Below are 19,116 nucleotides of genomic sequence, written 5' to 3'. Positions count from 1 at the left end.
CAAGCCAATATGAAACGCTTCTCACCGCTTTTTTTACTCTTTGCATTCTTAAGTTGGGGCCTTGGGGCGCAACAGCTGGAAATGAAAGAAACCATCAGTAACCCTTCCAGTAATATCAATGACGGGGTTTTAAGGGTAGATGTCGAGGGAGGAGTTCCTCCGTATTCCTATAAGTGGAGTAATCAGGGTACGCCCCTGAATTCCAACCAGGCAACTGGATTAACCGAGGGCATCGGATATAGCGTAACGGTTACGGATGCTGCGGGAAATAGCGAGACCCTGGAGATGACCATTCCAACAGAATCCATCACAGAGGTATTCAACGGAACCATGACTCCGGCGGTAAATGCCCTGGGATCTGTACTCTTTTGGGATCCTTTTGCGGCGGTTGGGATTTATGATCCGAAGGTCTATGCTGAGGTTAAGCGGGTACCCATCCCGGATTGGACTCCTGATGGTTCCGAGCGCTATGTCTTAAAGCAATGGCTCAAAGCAGAAGGTGCTAAAGTTGCCAAAGGCGATGCCATTGCAATTATCAGCCATGGTGCCGGCAATGATCAAACGATTTTAGCCGAGGCGGGGGGAACACTCAGGCACCTCACCGCGGAAGGCGGAGTTATCTATAATCCGGAAAATCCCGAGCACGTCATTGAACAGGGCGCCCACATTTTTGCTGAAATTGCTTATGATGAGCCTGTTGTAATTACCCATCCCAATGGGGATCCGGTAAGTAACGGAATACCCTTTATCGTAATCTGGTTGGTATTGGGGGCAACCTTCTTTACCCTTCGTATGGGCTTCATCAATATCCGCGGATTCAGACACAGTATTGCCCTGGCTAAAGGGAAATACGATGATCCGAATGCACCCGGCCAGGTTACGCATTTTCAGGCGCTGGCTACAGCCGTTTCCGGTACTGTAGGATTAGGAAATATTGCGGGAGTCGCGGTAGCGGTATCCCTTGGTGGAGCCGGAGCAACTTTCTGGATGATCGTATGTGGATTACTGGGAATGTCCTCAAAATTTGTGGAATGTACCCTGGGCGTAAAGTATCGGGATATCCTTGAAGATGGACGGGTTTTCGGGGGACCTATGAATTACCTCCGCTACGGATTGGAGAAGCGGAATTTGAAAGGCCTGGGCAAAGTCCTGGCTGGACTATTTGCAGTATTGGCTGTTGGTGCTTCTTTCGGAGGTGGAAATATGTTCCAGGCAAACCAGAGCTTTGAGCAGCTGGCCGGCCAATTCACCGTATTACAGGGCAACGGCTTCTGGTTTGGAGTAGTTACCGCCATCCTGGTAGGGGTCGTAATTATCGGAGGTATCCAGAGTATTGCCAAAGTTACCGGACGGGTGGTGCCGCTTATGGCCAGTATCTATGTAGTGGCCGCATTGGCGGTTATTATCATGAATATTCAGAATATCGGTCCGGCGTTTTCCGCTATTATCGATGGTGCTTTTAATCCTTCCGCACTAAAAGGGGGAATTATCGGGGTATTGGTTATCGGCTTCCAACGGGCCGCCTTCTCCAATGAAGCCGGGGTAGGTTCTGCGGCCATTGCACACAGTACTGCAAAAACCAACCATCCTCCTTCCGAAGGTTTTGTGGCCTTGCTCGAGCCCTTTATCGATACCGTGGTAGTCTGTACCCTAACGGCACTTGTACTGATCTTTACCGGGATGCATGAGGTAGAAGGCATGGCCGGAGCGCAGCTTACTTCCGATGCTTTTGGAAGCCAGATCAGCTGGTTCCCTTATGTCCTGGGTATCGCTGTATTCCTGTTTGCTTTTTCCACCATGATTTCCTGGTCGTATTACGGAATGCGCGCCTGGACCTATCTCTTTGGTAAGAGCAAGCGTTCTGAGATGGTATACAAGATGCTGTTCCTCGTATTTGTGGTAGTAGGAGCCTCGGTAAGCCTTGGCGCCGTACTGGACTTTTCCGATATGATGATCCTGGCCATGTCATTCCCGAACATCATCGGCTTGTATATCATGTCCGGGGAGGTACGTAAGGATTTGGACCAGTACTTGAAGAAACTAAAAGACAATTTGCTATATAGGAATAGCGCTGCAGAGTAGGAAGTAATTAATCCGATACTGCAATCAGAGCACACCCAACCGCCTTAGATTTGGCGGATGAGACGAGCCGGATCCCACTTCAGCAATAATTACAGATTGCGAAGTGGGATTTTTTATATGTACATCTTTTTATTGCTGTCCCTGGGGTTGCGCCTCTGGCTTCCGGGTTTGCTCAGGCCCGACCCTGAGATGCTTCTTGAGGAGGATTCTGCATTTATTAGCTGGCTGCACCAGCAGGATAGTTTGCAAAGGCTTCAGGAAAGCGAGGCGCAACTGCCTGGGAAGTCAGGGCAGCCGACGCTGACCCATAAAGCACCCAACAAACCCCAGAGATCAAAACAGGACCTGAATACAGCCAGTGCAACTGAGCTGCAGGCTGTCCGGGGAATTGGGCCTATACTTTCAAAGCGCATTCTGAAATTTCGCGATGCCCTGGGGGGATTCCTCCATGAGTCTCAATTGCGCGATGTCTATGGTTTGTCACCCGAAGTGGCCCGGGAAGCGATGAAACGGTTTACGATAGTCGATGCCCCGGATATAGCTCCACTGGATATTAATACGGCCAGCAAGGAAGAATTAAGTGGGCTGATTTATCTGGATTGGAACATGGTCAATGAAATTGTCAGGTACCGCAACGCACATGGCAACATTTCCAAGCCATCTGAATTGGCTCAGCTGTTGGGTATCCCTCAGGATAAAATTGATAGAATTGCGCTATATTTGCAGTTCTAAAAATTGTTGTGATTTATGCTTACTGAAGGGATTAGCAGCCTGAATTTTGAACCATCTGAAACACAAAACCTGGTCGCTGAATCGGCCCGGGATTTTGCAGAACAATATATTCGGCCCGGGGTAGCCCAATGGGATGAAACCCAGGAATTCCCGGTCGAAGTATTTAAGAAGGCTGGGGAATATGGTTTTATGGGGGTTTTGGTACCCGAGTCCTTAGGCGGCTCTGGGATGGGCTACCATGAATACATCGCTATTATTGAAGAGATCTCGAAAGTGGATCCTTCTATTGGGCTGTCAGTGGCCGCCCACAATTCTCTTTGTACCAACCACATCCTTAGTTTTGGCGACGACGAGCAGTTGCAGCGTTGGATCCCGAAATTGGCGACTGGTGAGTGGATTGGTGCCTGGGGACTTACTGAACACAATACCGGCTCTGACGCGGGCGGTATGAACACCACGGCCAAAAAAGACGGCGACTACTGGATACTCAATGGTGCCAAGAATTTCATAACCCATGGAATTAGTGGCGATGTTGCTGTGGTGATTGCGCGTACAGGTGAGAAAGGAGATAGCCGGGGAATGACCGCTTTTGTTATCGAAAAGGGAACCCCAGGTTTCAGTAGCGGTAAGAAAGAAAACAAGCTGGGGATGCGGGCCAGTGAGACTGCGGAATTGATTTTCCAGGATTGTCGCATTCCCGATGAAAACCGATTAGGACCCATAGGCGATGGATTCATTCAGTCCATGAAAATACTGGACGGGGGTAGGATCTCCATTGGGGCACTCTCCCTGGGTATTGCCAAAGGAGCTTATCAGGCCGCCCTGCAATATTCTAAGGAACGGGAACAGTTTGGGAAGCCGATCAGTGCTTTCCAGGGGATTTCCTTCAAACTTGCAGAAATGGCCACTGAAATTGAAGCAGCCGACCTGCTCGTTCACAAGGCAGCCTCATTAAAAAATCAATCCAAGCCGGTTACCCTGCAAAGTGCGATGGCTAAAATGTATGCCTCTGAAATGTGTGTGCGGGTTTCCAATGAAGCCGTGCAGATCCACGGAGGTTATGGGTATACCAAGGATTTTCCTGCCGAAAAATTCTATCGCGATTCTAAATTGTGCACGATTGGAGAGGGCACAACGGAGATCCAAAAAGTGGTAATCGCCAAAAATATTTTAAAATAATAGGTGCAGTCTTAAAAGAGGACGTATATTTGCACCCTCGAAATCTAAAGAAAGGAGGTGGTAGCTTATGTTAATTATACCTGTTAAAGAAGGAGAAAACATCGATCGGGCGCTCAAGCGTTTCAAGCGTAAATTTGACCGTACCGGTACCATGCGCCAGCTGCGTTCACGCCAGCAGTTTACCAAGCCTTCTGTAGCACGTCGCCAGCAAGTACTCAAGGCGCGCTACATTCAGCACCTCAGGGACCAAGAGGATATTTAAGTCCTGATCCCACTATAATATTGACATCCCGGCTCTACCAGCCGGGATTTTTTTTGAACTCGTCTTGCGTATTTCTTTTTACTTTTAAAATATGGCTGCGGCAGATTTTGAGAAATACCTTTTGAGCGAGCGCAATTATTCGCCCCATACCGCTGCAGCTTACCTGAGGGACCTGAAACAGTTCGCGGAATTCTGCCTGGAGGAATTCGATTCTTCCGATACCCAGGCCGTAGTGTATCCGATGATCCGTAGCTGGATCATTTCCCTTGTGGAATCGGGGGTGGAAAACCGTTCGGTGAATCGAAAAATAAGCTCCCTGAAAAGCTACTACACTTTTTTACTTAGGAAAGGCCGTATCGATAAAAGTCCGTTGGCCGGACACAAGACACTCAAGACCTCCCGCAAATTGGAGGTTCCTTTTTCCCAGGAGGAAATGGAACGACTCCTCGGCAATTGGGACGGGGAGGAAGGCTTTGAGGCTATTCGCGACAGGCTGATCCTGGAACTACTCTACACCACAGGTATCCGCAGGGCCGAATTGATCGGGGTACAAATGCCGGATCTGGATCTGGCTTCTGGTACCCTGCGCGTGCTTGGAAAAAGGAATAAGGAGCGCGTACTTCCGCTACTGGAACAAACCAGGACGCTTATGGGGCGGTATTTGAGCTACAGGGCCGAGGTGATTACCGCAGATTCCACTGCACATTTATTCCTGACATCGGCTGGTCAGAAATTGTATCCTACCCTTGTATATCGCATTATAAATAAATATCTTAGTGAGGTATCGGTTAAAGCAAAACGCAGTCCGCATATCCTCAGGCATACCTTTGCCACGCATTTATTGAATAAGGGGGCGGATATGAATTCGGTCAAAGAATTGCTGGGACATGCCTCACTGGCTTCCACTCAGGTTTACACACACAACAGCATTGCCGAATTGAAGCGGGCGCATGAAAAAGCCCATCCCAGAAACAGGGAATAACCGGTACAGCATCCATTGTCTAACTTCAAAATCGCGGCCTATGCAAGTAAACACCCAAACCGTCAATTTCAACGCGGATGGAGAACTGCTCGACTTTGCACAAAAGCGAATGGAAAAGCTCGAACTTTTTTATGACCGGATTGTACGTTCCGAAGTCTTTATGAAAGTTCAGAAAACTTCATTAAAAGAGAATAAAGTAGTTGAGGTAAAAGTGCACATTCCCAAGGACACTTTTATCGTGAAAAAGCGATGTAAAACCTTCGAAGAAGCCATTGATTCTGCCTGTAATTCTTTGGAGCGGAAACTGGTGAAAAAGAAATCAAAGCCCAAGGTTCAGAACCCCCTAAAAATTTTCTGAATTTGTTTTGAATAGATAAAAAAATAGCTACATTTGCAGTCCGTTAGAAATAGCGGACTTTTTTATGCGATAAAAAGGCCCATTAAGCCGATGTAGCTCAGCTGGCTAGAGCACGTGATTTGTAATCTCGGGGTCGTGGGTTCGAGTCCCTCCATCGGCTCGCAAGTTCATAAAAATAGGGCTAGGGGAGATACTCAAGCGGCCAACGAGGACAGACTGTAAATCTGTTGGTTTTTACCTTCGCAGGTTCGAATCCTGCTCTCCCCACAAAGAAATTCTTAAAGGGGGTGTCAAGAGCTCGCTCTTGTAAAACCGCGTAAGAATTTCTTTGGTCCTGGTTCCCCGAACCAGGATCACCGAGCGAAAGCGAGGTAATCCTTCTCAGGCGGAGTCCTGAGAAACCGAGCGAAAGCGAGGTAATCCTTCTCAGGCGGAGTCCTGAGGAACCGAGCGAAAGCCAGGTAATCCTTCTCAGGCGGAGTCCTGAGAAACGAAGTGAAAGTCTTCGAAAGAAGGTTTGACATATTGAAAGTTTATAAGCGGGAGTAGCTCAGTTGGTAGAGCGTCAGCCTTCCAAGCTGAATGTCGCCGGTTCGAACCCGGTCTCCCGCTCAAGAATAACCCGATTGTACCTGGTGCAATCTGGTTTGAGCGACACCTTAAAAGGACTAGCGCCAATCAGCCGACGTAGCTCAGGGGTAGAGCGTTTCCTTGGTAAGGAAGAGGTCACGGGTTCAATTCCCGTCGTTGGCTCAAAACGACGAGTACACACTAATATAAACTAAGACTAAAATTATTTACAATGGCTAAGGAAACTTTTGATCGGTCCAAGCCCCACCTTAATATAGGTACTATTGGACACGTCGATCACGGTAAAACTACTCTTACAGCTGCTATCACCACTGTTTTGGCAAACGCAGGTCTGTCTGAATTGCGAAGCTTCGATTCTATCGACAACGCTCCTGAAGAAAAAGAGCGTGGTATCACCATCAACACTTCGCACGTAGAATACCAAACAGAGAATCGTCACTACGCACACGTTGACTGTCCAGGCCACGCCGACTACGTTAAGAACATGGTAACTGGTGCTGCCCAGATGGACGGTGCTATCCTTGTAGTAGCTGCTACTGATGGTCCTATGCCTCAGACTCGTGAGCACATCCTCCTTGGTCGTCAGGTAGGTATTCCTCGTATCGTTGTTTTCCTGAACAAGGTAGACATGGTAGACGATGACGAGCTGCTCGAGCTGGTAGAAATGGAAGTACGTGAACTGCTTTCTTTCTACGAGTACGATGGAGACAATGGTCCTGTTATCGCTGGATCTGCCCTTGGAGCTCTGAACGGAGAGCAAAAGTGGGTTGACACTGTTATGGAGCTCATGGCTGCTGTTGATGAGTGGATCGAGCTGCCAAAGCGCGATGTAGATAAGGACTTCCTGATGCCTGTAGAAGATGTATTCACTATTACAGGACGTGGAACTGTAGCTACCGGACGTATCGAAACTGGTGTTGCTCATACAGGTGACGCTGTTGATATCATCGGGATGGGAGCTGAGAAACTCGCTTCTACCATTACTGGTGTTGAAATGTTCCGTAAGATCCTCGATCGCGGAGAGGCTGGTGATAACGTAGGTATCCTGCTGCGTGGTATCGAGAAAAAAGATATCAAGCGTGGAATGGTAATCTGTAAGCCAGGTTCCGTTAAGCCTCACGCCAAATTCGAAGCTGAGGTCTATATCCTGAAGAAAGAAGAAGGTGGTCGTCACACTCCTTTCCACAACAACTACCGTCCACAATTCTATGTACGAACTACGGACGTAACCGGAACCATCAACCTGCCTGACGGTGTAGAGATGGTAATGCCTGGGGATAACCTGACAATCACGGTTGATTTGATTCAGCCAATCGCCCTGAGTGTAGGTCTTCGTTTCGCGATTCGTGAAGGTGGACGTACTGTAGGTGCTGGACAGGTAACCAAGATCCTGGATTAATCCAGGCTAGGTAAGCTGGAATAAAAAGCAGTGAGGGGTCCCTTCCTGATCCAAATCGGGGCGGTACCCTTTCACTGTGTTTTACGGGTGTAGCTCAGTTGGTAGAGCACCGGTCTCCAAAACCGGGTGTCGGGAGTTCGAGTCTCTCCTCCCGTGCAAGGATAGCGGTCGCCGAAAAAGCGATCTAAAATCAAATTAATATAGCCTGAAATGATTACGTATATCAAGGAATCTTACGAGGAGCTCAGGAATCATGTTACGCTGCCGACGCGGGCAGAAGCTTCTAATCTGATGGTGATCGTCGCCGTCTTTTCCATCCTTTTTGCACTAGCAACCTGGGGGGTAGATTCACTGTTTGCTGAAGTTATTCAGGTGTATTTCAACGCATTAATAGGATAAGCCTTAGACATGTCTGAAGTTTTGGAAAAAAAGTGGTACGTCGTTCGTGCTGTCAGCGGTCAGGAAAATAAGATCAAAGGCTATATCGAAAGCGAGGTAGAGCGCCATGGATTCGGGGATAACCTCGAAGACGTTCTGGTACCTACCGAGAAAGTTGTGCAAATCCGCAACGGAAAAAAAATTAATAAGGAACGCGTTTACTATCCCGGGTATATAATGGTGAAGGCCAATCTTACCGGAGAGATGGTACACGTGATCCGCTCGATCACCAATGTTATTGGCTTCCTGGGGGAAACCAAGGGAGGTGATCCGGTACCGCTTCGTAAAAGCGAGGTAAACCGCATGTTAGGAAAAGTTGACGAATTGGCTGTAAGTACCGATTCGGTTGCTATTCCATTTGTGCTTGGAGAAACCGTAAAAGTTATCGATGGTCCATTCAATGGATTTAACGGAACGGTTGAAAAGATCAATGAAGAGAAGCGCAAGCTCGAGGTAATGGTTAAGATTTTTGGTCGTAAGACACCTCTGGAGCTGAGTTACATGCAGGTAGAGAAGGTTTAAGAATTATGTTACGCTTATAAGTGTTGTCGCTTCCAAATTAGACGCACTTTATAATTTCTGATCCGGGAATTTTCCCGGGGAAGAAGGACCCGGACGGGGTGAAACGGCCGGGATTGCAAATTAAATTTAACAATGGCAAAAGAAGTAAGTAAAGTAGTTAAACTACAAGTTAGGGGAGGTGCTGCGAATCCGTCGCCACCGGTTGGACCCGCTTTAGGTGCTGCCGGCGTTAACATCATGGAGTTCTGCAAGCAGTTTAATGCTCGTACGCAGGACAAACAGGGGAAAGTCCTGCCTGTTGTTATCACCGTATATGCCGACAAGTCCTTTGACTTTGTCGTCAAAACACCTCCGGCGGCAGTTCAGCTATTGGAAGCGGCGAAAGTTAAAAAAGGAGCTGGGGAGCCCAACCGTGCGAAAGTCGGTAGTGTTACCTGGGATCAGGTTCGCGCAATTGCAGAAGACAAAATGCAGGATCTCAATGCCTTTACCCCGGAGTCAGCCATGAGTATGGTTGCAGGAACAGCTCGTTCTATGGGACTTAAGGTTGCGGGAAAGCGCCCTTTTTAAACTTTGAAAAGCACTTTTTAAGATGGCAAAACTAACAAAAAAGAAAAAAGAGGCCCTGGCCAAGATTGACCGGGACAAGCTCTATTCCCTGGAAGAAGCCTCTGCGCTGATCAAGGAAATCACCAACGTTAAGTTCGACGCTTCTGTTGACCTGGCGGTTCGCCTGGGGGTTGACCCTCGTAAGGCCAACCAAATGGTTCGCGGGGTTGTTACCCTGCCTCACGGGACCGGTAAGGATGTAAAAGTCCTCGCCCTGGTTACCCCGGACAAAGAAGCAGAGGCCAAAGAGGCCGGAGCTGACTTTGTAGGTTTGGATGAATATCTGGACAAAATCAAAGGCGGATGGACAGACGTAGACGTGATTATTACCATGCCCAGCGTAATGGGGAAACTCGGACCACTCGGACGTATCCTCGGACCTCGCGGTCTGATGCCGAACCCAAAAACGGGAACAGTAACAATGGATGTGGCCAAAGCGGTAACCGACGTTAAATCGGGAAAGATCGACTTCAAGGTAGATAAAACCGGAATCGTACACGCATCAATAGGAAAGGTTTCCTTTTCTGCGGACAAGATCGCCGGGAACGCCAAAGAATTGATCGATACCCTGGTAAAAATGAAGCCGGCGGCTGCCAAAGGTGTTTATATGAAGAGCATCTTCATCTCAAGCACCATGAGTCCTAGTGTTCAACTGGATCCCAAGGCGGTCCAAGCTTAAATCATCTGAAAAATGACCAGAGAAGAGAAAGCAACGGTAATCGAGGACCTGAAATCGCAACTGGCGGATAACACCACCATTTACCTTGCGGATATTTCAGGACTGGATGCCGGTACCACTTCGGATCTCCGAAGAGCCTGTTTTAAGGCAAATATCAAGCTGGCAGTAGTAAAAAATACGCTACTGTCTAAGGCTATGGAAGCTTCCGAAAAGGAATTTGGCGAATTGCCTGAAGTCCTTAAAGGAAATACGTCCCTGATGTTCTCCGAAACTGGAAACGCTCCAGCAAAACTGATCAAGACCTTCCGCAAGAAGTCTGATCGTCCATTGCTGAAAGGCGCTTTCATCGAGGAGGCAGTTTTTATCGGAGACGATAAGCTAGATGCCCTTGTAAGCATCAAATCTAAGGAAGAGGTTATTGCGGATATCATTGCACTGCTGCAATCTCCTGCCAAGAATGTTATTTCCGGTCTGAAGTCCGGAGGTGGAAAATTGGCTGGAATCCTCAAGACCCTTTCCGAAAAAGAATAAGTACGCACTATAAACTAAGTATAAATTTCAACGAGTATTAAACGATAGTAAAATGGCAGATTTAAAAGAATTCGCAGAACAGTTGGTAAACCTTACCGTTAAGGAAGTAAATGAGCTGGCTGATATCTTGAAAGAGGAGTACGGGATTGAGCCTGCTGCTGCTGCAGTTGCCGTTGCTGGTGGAGCCGCCGGAGGTGGAGAAGCTGGTGAAGCGGCTGAGGAGAAATCCGAATTCGACGTAATCCTGAAAGCAGCCGGAGCTTCTAAGCTGGCGGTTGTAAAATTAGTTAAGGAACTGACCGGTCTCGGTCTGAAAGATGCTAAAGAGATTGTTGATAGCGCCCCTAAAGCCGTTAAGGAAGGAGTTGCTAAAGACGAAGCTGAAGGTATCAAAAAATCACTGGAAGAAGCAGGAGCGGAAGTTGAGCTTAAATAATCGCTTCGACCATAAGGTTAAGGTTTAGGTCTTCCGCCTCTCAGGTGGCTAGGCCTAAACCCTTTTATAGCTAGTATACGAAGAGGTATACCGCCCACGAGAATTCACGATTAATACGCGTCCATAGATGTTCACACCACAGACTGAAAGAATTAGCTTTGCCTCCGCTAAGGATACTCCGGAATATCCGGATTTCCTGGACATCCAGATAAAATCCTTCCAGGATTTTTTCCAGTTGGAGACCAAAACGGACGAAAGGGCCAATGAAGGGTTGTACAACACCTTCATGGAAAACTTTCCCATTACGGACACCCGGAACCAATTTGTTCTGGAATTCCTCGACTACTTTATTGACCCGCCCCGATACTCTATTCAAGAGTGTATTGAAAGAGGGCTTACCTACAGCGTGCCTTTAAAAGCACGACTGAAATTATATTGTACCGATCCGGAGCACGAGGATTTTGAAACCATCGTTCAGGACGTGTATCTGGGAACCATCCCCTACATGACCCCCAGCGGGACCTTCGTTATCAACGGGGCAGAACGTGTAGTGGTTAGCCAGTTGCACCGTTCGCCTGGGGTGTTCTTCGGACAGTCCTTCCACGCTAACGGTACCAAACTCTACTCGGCCCGGGTAATTCCATTCAAAGGGTCCTGGATCGAGTTTGCTACGGACATCAACAGTGTGATGTACGCTTACATTGACCGTAAAAAGAAATTACCTGTTACTACCCTGTTCCGCGCCATCGGTTTTGAGCGCGATAAGGACATCCTGGAGATCTTTGACCTCTCCGAGGAAGTTAAGGTAAGTAAGGCAGGGCTGAAGAAAATCATGGGACGCAAGCTTGCGGCCCGTGTTCTGAATACCTGGCACGAAGATTTCGTAGATGAAGACACCGGAGAGGTAGTTTCCATCGAGCGAAACGAAATCGTTCTTGACCGCGATACCGTTCTGGAAAAGGAGCACATTGACCAGATTCTGGAAACCGATGTGAAAACCATCCTCCTGCACAAGGAGAACAACGCCCAGAGCGACTATGCGATCATCCACAATACCCTGCAGAAGGATCCAACCAACTCCGAAAAGGAAGCGGTAGAGCATATCTATCGTCAGCTGCGTAATGCAGAGCCGCCGGATGAGGAAACAGCACGGGGGATCATCGATAAACTCTTCTTCTCCGACCAGCGATATAACCTGGGAGAGGTAGGACGTTATCGAATGAATAAGAAATTAGGTCTGGATATCGGGATGGACAAGCAGGTCCTGACCAAAGAAGATATCATTACCATCATCAAATATTTGATCGAGCTGATCAACTCCAAAGCGGAGATTGACGATATCGATCACTTGAGTAACCGTCGTGTCCGTACCGTAGGGGAGCAGCTTTCTGCCCAGTTTGGTGTGGGACTTGCCCGTATGGCACGTACCATCCGTGAGCGTATGAACGTTCGGGATAACGAGGTATTTACTCCGATCGACCTGATCAATGCCAAGACCCTGTCTTCCGTGATCAACAGCTTCTTCGGTACGAACCAGCTGTCTCAGTTCATGGACCAGACGAACCCGCTGGCGGAGATTACGCACAAACGCCGTCTTTCGGCGCTTGGGCCAGGAGGTCTTTCCAGGGAACGCGCCGGATTCGAGGTACGTGACGTACACTATACCCACTACGGCCGTCTCTGTCCGATCGAAACCCCTGAAGGGCCGAACATTGGACTGATTTCCTCCCTGTCTGTGTACGCCAAGGTAAACCCGATGGGCTTCCTGGAAACACCATATCGCAAGGTCGAAGACGGAAAAGTAGATCTCAAGAAACACATTTTCCTCAGTGCTGAGGAAGAGGAAGGGCAAAAGATTGCCCAGGCCAACATCCCGTTGAAAAAGGATGGTACTATCGATACAGATAAGGTAATTGCCCGTGAAGAAGGCGATTTCCCGGTAGTCGATCCCAAGGAAATTCAATACACCGATGTTGCGCCTAACCAGATCGCATCTATATCTGCATCCCTGATTCCATTCCTGGAGCATGACGATGCAAACCGGGCCCTGATGGGATCCAACATGATGCGTCAGGCTGTACCCCTGCTCAAACCTAACAGCCCTATTGTCGGGACCGGGTTGGAGCGTCAGGTAGCGTCTGATTCTCGTGTACTGATCAATGCCGAGGGCAACGGTACTGTGGAATATGTAGATGCCAAGAAAATTACCATCAAGTACGAGCGTTCCGACGACGAACGCCTGGTGAGTTTCGATGAAGACAGCAAGACGTACGAGCTGGTTAAATTCCGCAAGACCAACCAGGGTACCAGTATCAATCTGAAGCCAATTGTCCAAAAAGGACAGAAGGTTAAGAAAGGTCAGGTGCTTTGTGAAGGATACGCTACTGAAAACGGGGAACTCGCCCTTGGGCAGAACCTGAAAGTAGCCTTCATGCCCTGGAAAGGATACAACTTTGAGGACGCGATTGTGATCTCAGAGAAAGTGGTTCGGGAGGACATCTTTACTTCCATCCACATCGATGAGTACGCCCTGGAAGTTCGTGACACCAAATTGGGTGCTGAAGAATTGACCAATGATATCCCGAACGTAAGTGAGGAAGCTACCAAGGATCTCGATGAGTACGGAATGATCCGTATCGGGGCCGAGGTGAAATCCGGGGATATCCTGATTGGAAAAATTACACCTAAGGGAGAATCTGATCCTACTCCGGAAGAGAAACTCCTCCGGGCGATCTTCGGTGATAAAGCGGGAGACGTCAAGGATGCCTCCCTCAAAGCACCACCATCGCTGAAAGGTGTGGTTATCGATAAGAAACTGTTCTCTCGTTCTATCAAGGACAAGCGCAAGCGTTCTGAAGACAAAGAGGCCATCTCCAAGCTGGAACTGGAATACGAAGTTAAATTCCAGCAGCTCAAGGATGTTCTGGTCGAGAAACTCTTCCACCTGGTAGGCGGAAAAACTTCACAAGGTGTTATCAACGACCTGGGTGAAGAGGTGCTGCCAAAAGGTAAGAAGTACACGCAGAAGATGCTGAACGCTGTAGACGACTTTGCTCACCTGGTGGGTGGAAGCTGGACTACCGACGACAAGCTCAATGCTATGGTCGCCGATCTGCTGCACAACTATAAGATCAAGTTGAATGATCTGCAGGGGAACCTGCGCCGCGACAAGTTCACCATCTCTGTGGGTGATGAACTGCCTGCGGGGATCATGAAACTCGCTAAGGTTTATATCGCCAAGAAGCGCAAGCTTAAGGTAGGGGATAAAATGGCCGGGCGCCACGGAAACAAGGGTATTGTTGCCCGAATCGTGCGCCAGGAAGACATGCCGTTCCTCGAGGACGGAACTCCTGTGGACATTGTCCTGAACCCGCTGGGGGTACCTTCGCGAATGAACATTGGCCAGATTTACGAAACTGTTCTGGGCTGGGCCGGCGAGAAGCTGGGCAAGAAGTTCTCCACACCGATTTTTGACGGGGCTACCCTGGAGGAAATCGAAAAGTTCACCAAAGACGGGGGTATTCCGCAATACGGACATACGTACCTGTTTGACGGAGGTACCGGAGAGCGTTTCCACCAGCCGGCAACCGTTGGAATTATCTATATGCTGAAACTCGGCCACATGGTGGACGATAAGATGCACGCCCGTTCTATCGGACCATACTCCCTCATTACACAGCAACCGCTGGGTGGTAAGGCACAGTTTGGTGGACAGCGATTCGGGGAGATGGAAGTATGGGCCCTGGAGGCTTATGGAGCTTCCGCAACCCTGCGCGAGATCCTGACCGTTAAATCGGATGATGTTATCGGAAGGGCCAAGACCTATGAGTCTATCGTCAAAGGCGAGGGCATGCCAGAACCCGGCTTGCCGGAATCTTTCAACGTACTGATGCACGAGCTTAAGGGATTAGGCCTGGACATCCGTCTGGAGGAGTAAGAATAGCAGAACACTTTATAATATTAAGACCATTCGAATGGCTCGATTCAAGGATAATACACAAGTCAAAAGGTTTAATAAGATTTCCATCGGTCTGTCCTCTCCTGAGGCGATCCTAGCCGAATCCCGGGGGGAAGTCCTTAAGCCTGAAACAATCAACTACCGCACCCATAAGCCGGAGCGGGACGGGCTTTTCTGTGAGCGTATTTTCGGACCTGTTAAGGACTACGAATGTGCCTGCGGAAAGTACAAGCGTATCCGCTACCGCGGAATCGTTTGTGACCGTTGTGGGGTTGAGGTAACGGAGAAAAAGGTACGTCGCGACCGCGTTGGCCACATTAACCTGGTGGTTCCTGTTGCGCATATCTGGTACTTCCGTTCCCTGCCAAACAAAATTGGTTACCTGCTGGGACTACCCAGCAAGAAGCTGGATATGATCATTTACTATGAAAGGTATGTGGTTATTCAGCCCGGTATTGCCAAGGGTCCTGACGGGGAGGAGATCAATAAAATGGATTTCCTGACCGAGGAGGAATACCTGAATATCCTGGAGACCATCCCACCAGAGAATCAATATCTGGAGGATACCGATCCAAATAAATTTATCGCCAAAATGGGAGCGGAGTGTCTGATTGACCTCCTGTCCCGAATCAACCTGAAAGAGCTGAGTTATCAGCTCCGTGACAAGGCCAATACCGAAACTTCCAAGCAACGGAAGACCGAGGCTTTGAAGCGCCTTCAGGTAGTCGAGGCCCTGCGGGAGTCCCAGGACAACCGTGAGAATAATCCGGAATGGATGATCATGAAAGTGATCCCCGTTATTCCACCGGAACTGCGCCCACTGGTACCGCTGGACGGAGGACGTTTTGCTACCTCTGACCTCAATGACCTGTACCGTCGCGTAATTATCCGGAACAACCGTCTTAAGCGCCTGATGGAAATCAAAGCGCCAGAAGTAATCTTACGGAACGAGAAGCGAATGCTGCAGGAAGCTGTGGATTCCCTCTTCGACAACACCCGTAAAGCTTCTGCGGTTAAGACAGAATCCAACCGTCCGCTTAAATCCCTTTCCGATTCCCTGAAAGGTAAGCAAGGACGTTTCCGTCAGAATCTGCTCGGTAAGCGTGTGGATTATTCTGCACGTTCGGTAATCGTTGTAGGACCGGAGATGAAACTCTACGAGTGTGGTCTTCCAAAAGATATGGCGGCAGAGCTGTACAAGCCTTTTGTAATCCGAAAGCTCATCGAGCGCGGAATCGTCAAAACGGTTAAATCGGCCAAGAAAATTATCGACAAGAAGGAGCCTGTAGTATGGGATATCCTGGAAAATGTACTGAAAGGGCACCCTGTTCTGCTGAACCGGGCCCCCACCCTGCACCGTCTGGGTATCCAGGCCTTCCAGCCAAGGCTTATCGAAGGTAAGGCGATCCGTCTGCACCCACTGGTTTGTACCGCCTTTAACGCGGACTTCGATGGGGATCAGATGGCGGTTCACCTGCCATTAGGTCCGGAAGCTATTCTGGAGTCTCAGCTCTTGATGCTGGCTTCCCATAATATTCTGAACCCGGCCAATGGTTCTCCAATCACCGTTCCTTCACAGGACATGGTACTTGGACTGTACTATATGACCAAAGAGCGCAAATCTACCAAAGAGGTACCCGTTAAGGGAGAAGGCCTGACCTTCTACAGCCCTGAGGAAGTGGAGATTGCGTACAATGAAGAGCGCGTAAATCTCAACGCCGGCATCAAAGTCCGTGTGAAGGATTTCAACGAGGCCGGAGAGTTAGTGCCAATGCTGGTGGAAACTACTGTAGGTCGTGTGTTATTCAACTCTGTAGTACCGGAAGAAGCCGGATACATCAATGCCGTATTGAACAAGAAATCCCTGCGGGATATTATTGGTAACATTCTGGCGGTAACCGATGTGCCAACAACGGCAGAATTCCTGGATCGCATCAAGACCATGGGGTATGAGTTCGCATTCCGCGGTGGATTGTCCTTCTCCCTGGGAGATATCATTATCCCAAAGGAGAAGCACGAGATGATCGACGACGCCAACGAGCAGGTCGACGGCATCATGATGAACTACAACATGGGTCTGATCACCAACAACGAGCGATACAACCAGGTTATTGACGTATGGACTTCCACCAACGCAATGCTTACTGAGTTGGCCATGAAACGTATCCGCGAGGATCAGCAAGGCTTTAACTCGGTGTATATGATGCTCGATTCCGGAGCGCGTGGATCTAAGGAACAGATCCGTCAGCTTACCGGGATGCGCGGACTGATGGCCAAGCCTAAAAAATCTACCGCAGGAGGTGGAGAAATCATCGAGAACCCGATCCTTTCCAACTTTAAGGAAGGGCTGTCGATCCTCGAGTACTTTATCTCTACCCACGGTGCCCGTAAGGGTCTTGCGGATACGGCGCTGAAAACTGCCGATGCCGGGTATCTGACCCGTCGTTTGGTAGATGTTAGCCAGGATGTTATTATCAACGAGGAGGATTGTGGTACACTGCGAGGAATCGAAGTGGAGCCATTGCGCAAAAATGAGGAGATTGTAGAATCCCTTGGAGCGCGTATCCTCGGACGGGTTTCCCTCCACGATGTGTACGATCCGATTTCAGAGGAATTGCTCCTCACTGCTGGTCAGCAAATCATGGAGAAAGATCTTCCAAAGATCGAAGCCTCTCCGATTGAGCGTATCGAAGTGCGTTCTCCGCTTACCTGTGAAGCTAAAAAAGGTATCTGTGCCAAGTGTTATGGCCGTAACCTTGCGACCAATAAAATGGTTCAGCGCGGGGAAGCTGTTGGAGTGGTAGCTGCCCAATCGATTGGGGAGCCCGGAACTCAGCTTACACTGCGTACATTCCACGTGGGAGGTATTGCAGGTAACATCTCCGAAGAGAGTAAGCTCGAGGTTAAATTCGATGGGGTTGCTGAGATTGAAGACCTGAGAACCGTTAACGGTAAGAATGCCGAAGGTGAGAAGGTCGAAATCGTAATCTCCCGAACCTCTGAGATTAAAGTTGTAGACGCCAAGACGGGAATTACCCTGAGCACCAACAATATCCCTTACGGATCCCAACTGTTCATCAAGAACGGAGCCAAGGTGAAGAAAGGCGATGTGATCTGCCAGTGGGATCCTTATAACGGGGTCATTGTCTCCGAATTTACCGGGGAAATTGAATATGAAAACATCGAACAGGGTACGACCTTCCAGGTCGAGATCGATGAGCAAACCGGATTCCAGGAGAAGGTTATTACCGAATCCCGAAACAAAAAGCTCATCCCAACCCTGCATATCAAGGATAAGAAGGGAGAAATCCTTCGTTCATACAACCTGCCGGTTGGTTCCCACCTGATGGTGGACAACGGGGAGAAGATCGACGAAGGAAAGATCCTGGTGAAAATCCCAAGAAAGTCTGCGAAGGCCGGGGATATTACCGGGGGTCTGCCACGGGTTACCGAATTGTTCGAAGCTCGTAACCCTTCGAACCCAGCAGTTGTCTCTGAGATTGACGGGGTAGTTTCCTTCGGGAAGATCAAACGCGGAAACCGTGAGATCATCATCGAATCCAAAACGGGCGAGGTGAAGAAATACCTGGTAAAACTCAGCAATCAGATCCTGGTTCAGGAGAACGATTATGTTCGCGCAGGAATGCCACTTTCCGACGGGTCCATTACCCCGGAAGACATCCTGGCGATCAAAGGACCTTCTGCTGTACAGCAATATCTGGTGAATGAGGTTCAGGAGGTATACCGTTTACAAGGGGTGAAGATCAATGATAAGCACTTTGAGGTAGTGGTACGCCAAATGATGCGTAAGGTTCAGATTCAGGATCCGGGAGACAGTATCTTCCTCGAGAACCAACTGGTTCACAAGGACGACTTTATCCGGGAAAACGATGAACTCTATGGCAAGAAAGTCATCACCGATGCCGGGGAATCCGAAAACCTGAAAGCGGGGCAGATCGTAACGCTGCGTGAGCTCAGGGATGAGAATTCCATCCTCAAGCGAGGGGATAAGGTGCTGGTTCAGGCCAGGGATGCTGTTGCTGCAACGGCAACACCAATCCTTCAGGGAATTACAAGAGCTTCCCTGCAGACCAAATCCTTTATCTCGGCGGCTTCCTTCCAGGAAACCACCAAGGTACTCAACGAAGCTGCGGTTAGCGGTAAGATTGATACCCTGGAAGGCCTCAAGGAAAACGTGATTGTGGGTCACAAGATCCCTGCCGGTACCGGTATGCGGGATTACGATTCTATAATCGTCGGTTCCAAAGAGGAATACGAGGAAATCATGGCTCGGAAAGAAGAGCTGAAATTCTAAATAGAACAACCCCCGGCAAACGCCGGGGGTTTTTTTATTTTAG

At 49.0% G+C, this 19,116-nt stretch carries 15 protein-coding genes and 5 tRNA genes; all 20 read left to right on the top strand.

The features are described 5' to 3' along the window. The first annotated feature begins 9 nt into the window (after positions 1-9). The 20 genes from BM318_RS01640 to rpoC all read left to right on the top strand — a co-directional run bounded on the left by BM318_RS01640 (position 10) and on the right by rpoC (position 19,073). Positions 10-2,082, top strand: a complete 2,073-nt coding sequence (locus BM318_RS01640; protein WP_092980149.1) for an amino acid carrier protein — start codon at positions 10-12, stop codon at positions 2,080-2,082. 57 nt (positions 2,083-2,139) lie between these two features. After that, on the top strand, positions 2,140-2,814 hold the full coding sequence (locus BM318_RS01635; RefSeq protein WP_092980147.1) for a ComEA family DNA-binding protein: 675 nt from the start codon (positions 2,140-2,142) through the stop codon (positions 2,812-2,814). Between the two features lie 39 nt (positions 2,815-2,853). Continuing rightward, positions 2,854-3,993 (top strand): acyl-CoA dehydrogenase family protein, encoded by a 1,140-nt coding sequence (locus BM318_RS01630; protein WP_092982018.1) that lies wholly within the window; start codon positions 2,854-2,856, stop codon positions 3,991-3,993. Positions 3,994-4,060: 67 nt separating this feature from the next. Next, positions 4,061-4,255 (top strand): 30S ribosomal protein S21, encoded by a 195-nt coding sequence (rpsU, locus tag BM318_RS01625; protein WP_092980146.1) that lies wholly within the window; start codon positions 4,061-4,063, stop codon positions 4,253-4,255. 91 nt (positions 4,256-4,346) lie between these two features. Beyond that, on the top strand, positions 4,347-5,237 hold the full coding sequence (locus BM318_RS01620; RefSeq protein ID WP_092980145.1) for a tyrosine-type recombinase/integrase: 891 nt from the start codon (positions 4,347-4,349) through the stop codon (positions 5,235-5,237). A 40-nt stretch (positions 5,238-5,277) separates the two neighbouring features. After that, positions 5,278-5,595: a ribosome hibernation-promoting factor, HPF/YfiA family gene (hpf, locus tag BM318_RS01615; protein ID WP_092980143.1), complete on the top strand. Its 318-nt coding sequence runs from the start codon at positions 5,278-5,280 to the stop codon at positions 5,593-5,595. 86 nt (positions 5,596-5,681) lie between these two features. Continuing rightward, positions 5,682-5,755 (top strand) — tRNA-Thr (locus BM318_RS01610). Positions 5,756-5,779: 24 nt separating this feature from the next. Further along, a tRNA-Tyr gene (locus BM318_RS01605) sits at positions 5,780-5,862 on the top strand. Positions 5,863-6,134: 272 nt separating this feature from the next. Beyond that, positions 6,135-6,207: transfer RNA gene (locus BM318_RS01600), tRNA-Gly, on the top strand. A gap of 69 nt (positions 6,208-6,276) precedes the next feature. Next, positions 6,277-6,348, top strand: a tRNA-Thr gene (locus tag BM318_RS01595). A gap of 49 nt (positions 6,349-6,397) precedes the next feature. Beyond that, positions 6,398-7,585, top strand: a complete 1,188-nt coding sequence (gene tuf / locus BM318_RS01590; protein ID WP_092980141.1) for an elongation factor Tu — start codon at positions 6,398-6,400, stop codon at positions 7,583-7,585. A gap of 83 nt (positions 7,586-7,668) precedes the next feature. Further along, positions 7,669-7,741 (top strand) — tRNA-Trp (locus tag BM318_RS01585). Between the two features lie 54 nt (positions 7,742-7,795). Continuing rightward, on the top strand, positions 7,796-7,984 hold the full coding sequence (gene secE / locus BM318_RS01580; protein ID WP_092980139.1) for a preprotein translocase subunit SecE: 189 nt from the start codon (positions 7,796-7,798) through the stop codon (positions 7,982-7,984). 9 nt (positions 7,985-7,993) lie between these two features. Continuing rightward, complete coding sequence (nusG, locus tag BM318_RS01575; RefSeq protein ID WP_092980137.1) at positions 7,994-8,545, top strand: transcription termination/antitermination protein NusG; 552 nt, start codon at positions 7,994-7,996, stop codon at positions 8,543-8,545. A 132-nt stretch (positions 8,546-8,677) separates the two neighbouring features. Next, positions 8,678-9,115 (top strand): 50S ribosomal protein L11, encoded by a 438-nt coding sequence (gene rplK / locus BM318_RS01570; protein WP_092980135.1) that lies wholly within the window; start codon positions 8,678-8,680, stop codon positions 9,113-9,115. A 22-nt stretch (positions 9,116-9,137) separates the two neighbouring features. After that, complete coding sequence (gene rplA, locus BM318_RS01565) at positions 9,138-9,833, top strand: 50S ribosomal protein L1 (RefSeq protein WP_092980133.1); 696 nt, start codon at positions 9,138-9,140, stop codon at positions 9,831-9,833. Between the two features lie 12 nt (positions 9,834-9,845). Continuing rightward, a complete protein-coding gene (gene rplJ / locus BM318_RS01560; protein ID WP_092980131.1) occupies positions 9,846-10,364 on the top strand; it encodes a 50S ribosomal protein L10 in 519 nt (172 codons plus the stop codon). A gap of 52 nt (positions 10,365-10,416) precedes the next feature. Next, positions 10,417-10,800: a 50S ribosomal protein L7/L12 gene (rplL, locus tag BM318_RS01555; RefSeq protein ID WP_092980130.1), complete on the top strand. Its 384-nt coding sequence runs from the start codon at positions 10,417-10,419 to the stop codon at positions 10,798-10,800. 127 nt (positions 10,801-10,927) lie between these two features. Further along, a complete protein-coding gene (rpoB, locus tag BM318_RS01550) occupies positions 10,928-14,737 on the top strand; it encodes a DNA-directed RNA polymerase subunit beta (RefSeq protein ID WP_092980128.1) in 3,810 nt (1,269 codons plus the stop codon). Between the two features lie 37 nt (positions 14,738-14,774). Beyond that, a complete protein-coding gene (gene rpoC, locus BM318_RS01545; RefSeq protein WP_092980126.1) occupies positions 14,775-19,073 on the top strand; it encodes a DNA-directed RNA polymerase subunit beta' in 4,299 nt (1,432 codons plus the stop codon). The last annotated feature ends 43 nt before the right edge of the window (positions 19,074-19,116 follow it).

Origin of the sequence: Robiginitalea myxolifaciens (assembly GCF_900115205.1) — a bacterium.
GTDB classification, from domain to species: domain Bacteria; phylum Bacteroidota; class Bacteroidia; order Flavobacteriales; family Flavobacteriaceae; genus Robiginitalea; species Robiginitalea myxolifaciens.
Note: the sequence above shows the minus strand (reverse complement) of the source record. Positions and strands in the feature narration are given on the sequence as shown.

What these genes read in the sequence shown, in the direction of transcription:
- BM318_RS01640 (WP_092980149.1), top strand. Translation starts at nt 10, where the DNA reads ATGAAACGCTTCTCACCGCTTTTTTTACTCTTTGCATTCTTAAGTTGG.
- BM318_RS01635 (WP_092980147.1), top strand. Translation starts at nt 2,140, where the DNA reads ATGAGACGAGCCGGATCCCACTTCAGCAATAATTACAGATTGCGAAGT.
- rpsU (WP_092980146.1), top strand. Translation starts at nt 4,061, where the DNA reads ATGTTAATTATACCTGTTAAAGAAGGAGAAAACATCGATCGGGCGCTC.
- BM318_RS01620 (WP_092980145.1), top strand. Translation starts at nt 4,347, where the DNA reads ATGGCTGCGGCAGATTTTGAGAAATACCTTTTGAGCGAGCGCAATTAT.
- hpf (WP_092980143.1), top strand. Translation starts at nt 5,278, where the DNA reads ATGCAAGTAAACACCCAAACCGTCAATTTCAACGCGGATGGAGAACTG.
- tuf (WP_092980141.1), top strand. Translation starts at nt 6,398, where the DNA reads ATGGCTAAGGAAACTTTTGATCGGTCCAAGCCCCACCTTAATATAGGT.
- secE (WP_092980139.1), top strand. Translation starts at nt 7,796, where the DNA reads ATGATTACGTATATCAAGGAATCTTACGAGGAGCTCAGGAATCATGTT.
- nusG (WP_092980137.1), top strand. Translation starts at nt 7,994, where the DNA reads ATGTCTGAAGTTTTGGAAAAAAAGTGGTACGTCGTTCGTGCTGTCAGC.
- rplK (WP_092980135.1), top strand. Translation starts at nt 8,678, where the DNA reads ATGGCAAAAGAAGTAAGTAAAGTAGTTAAACTACAAGTTAGGGGAGGT.
- rplA (WP_092980133.1), top strand. Translation starts at nt 9,138, where the DNA reads ATGGCAAAACTAACAAAAAAGAAAAAAGAGGCCCTGGCCAAGATTGAC.
- rplJ (WP_092980131.1), top strand. Translation starts at nt 9,846, where the DNA reads ATGACCAGAGAAGAGAAAGCAACGGTAATCGAGGACCTGAAATCGCAA.
- rplL (WP_092980130.1), top strand. Translation starts at nt 10,417, where the DNA reads ATGGCAGATTTAAAAGAATTCGCAGAACAGTTGGTAAACCTTACCGTT.
- rpoB (WP_092980128.1), top strand. Translation starts at nt 10,928, where the DNA reads ATGTTCACACCACAGACTGAAAGAATTAGCTTTGCCTCCGCTAAGGAT.
- rpoC (WP_092980126.1), top strand. Translation starts at nt 14,775, where the DNA reads ATGGCTCGATTCAAGGATAATACACAAGTCAAAAGGTTTAATAAGATT.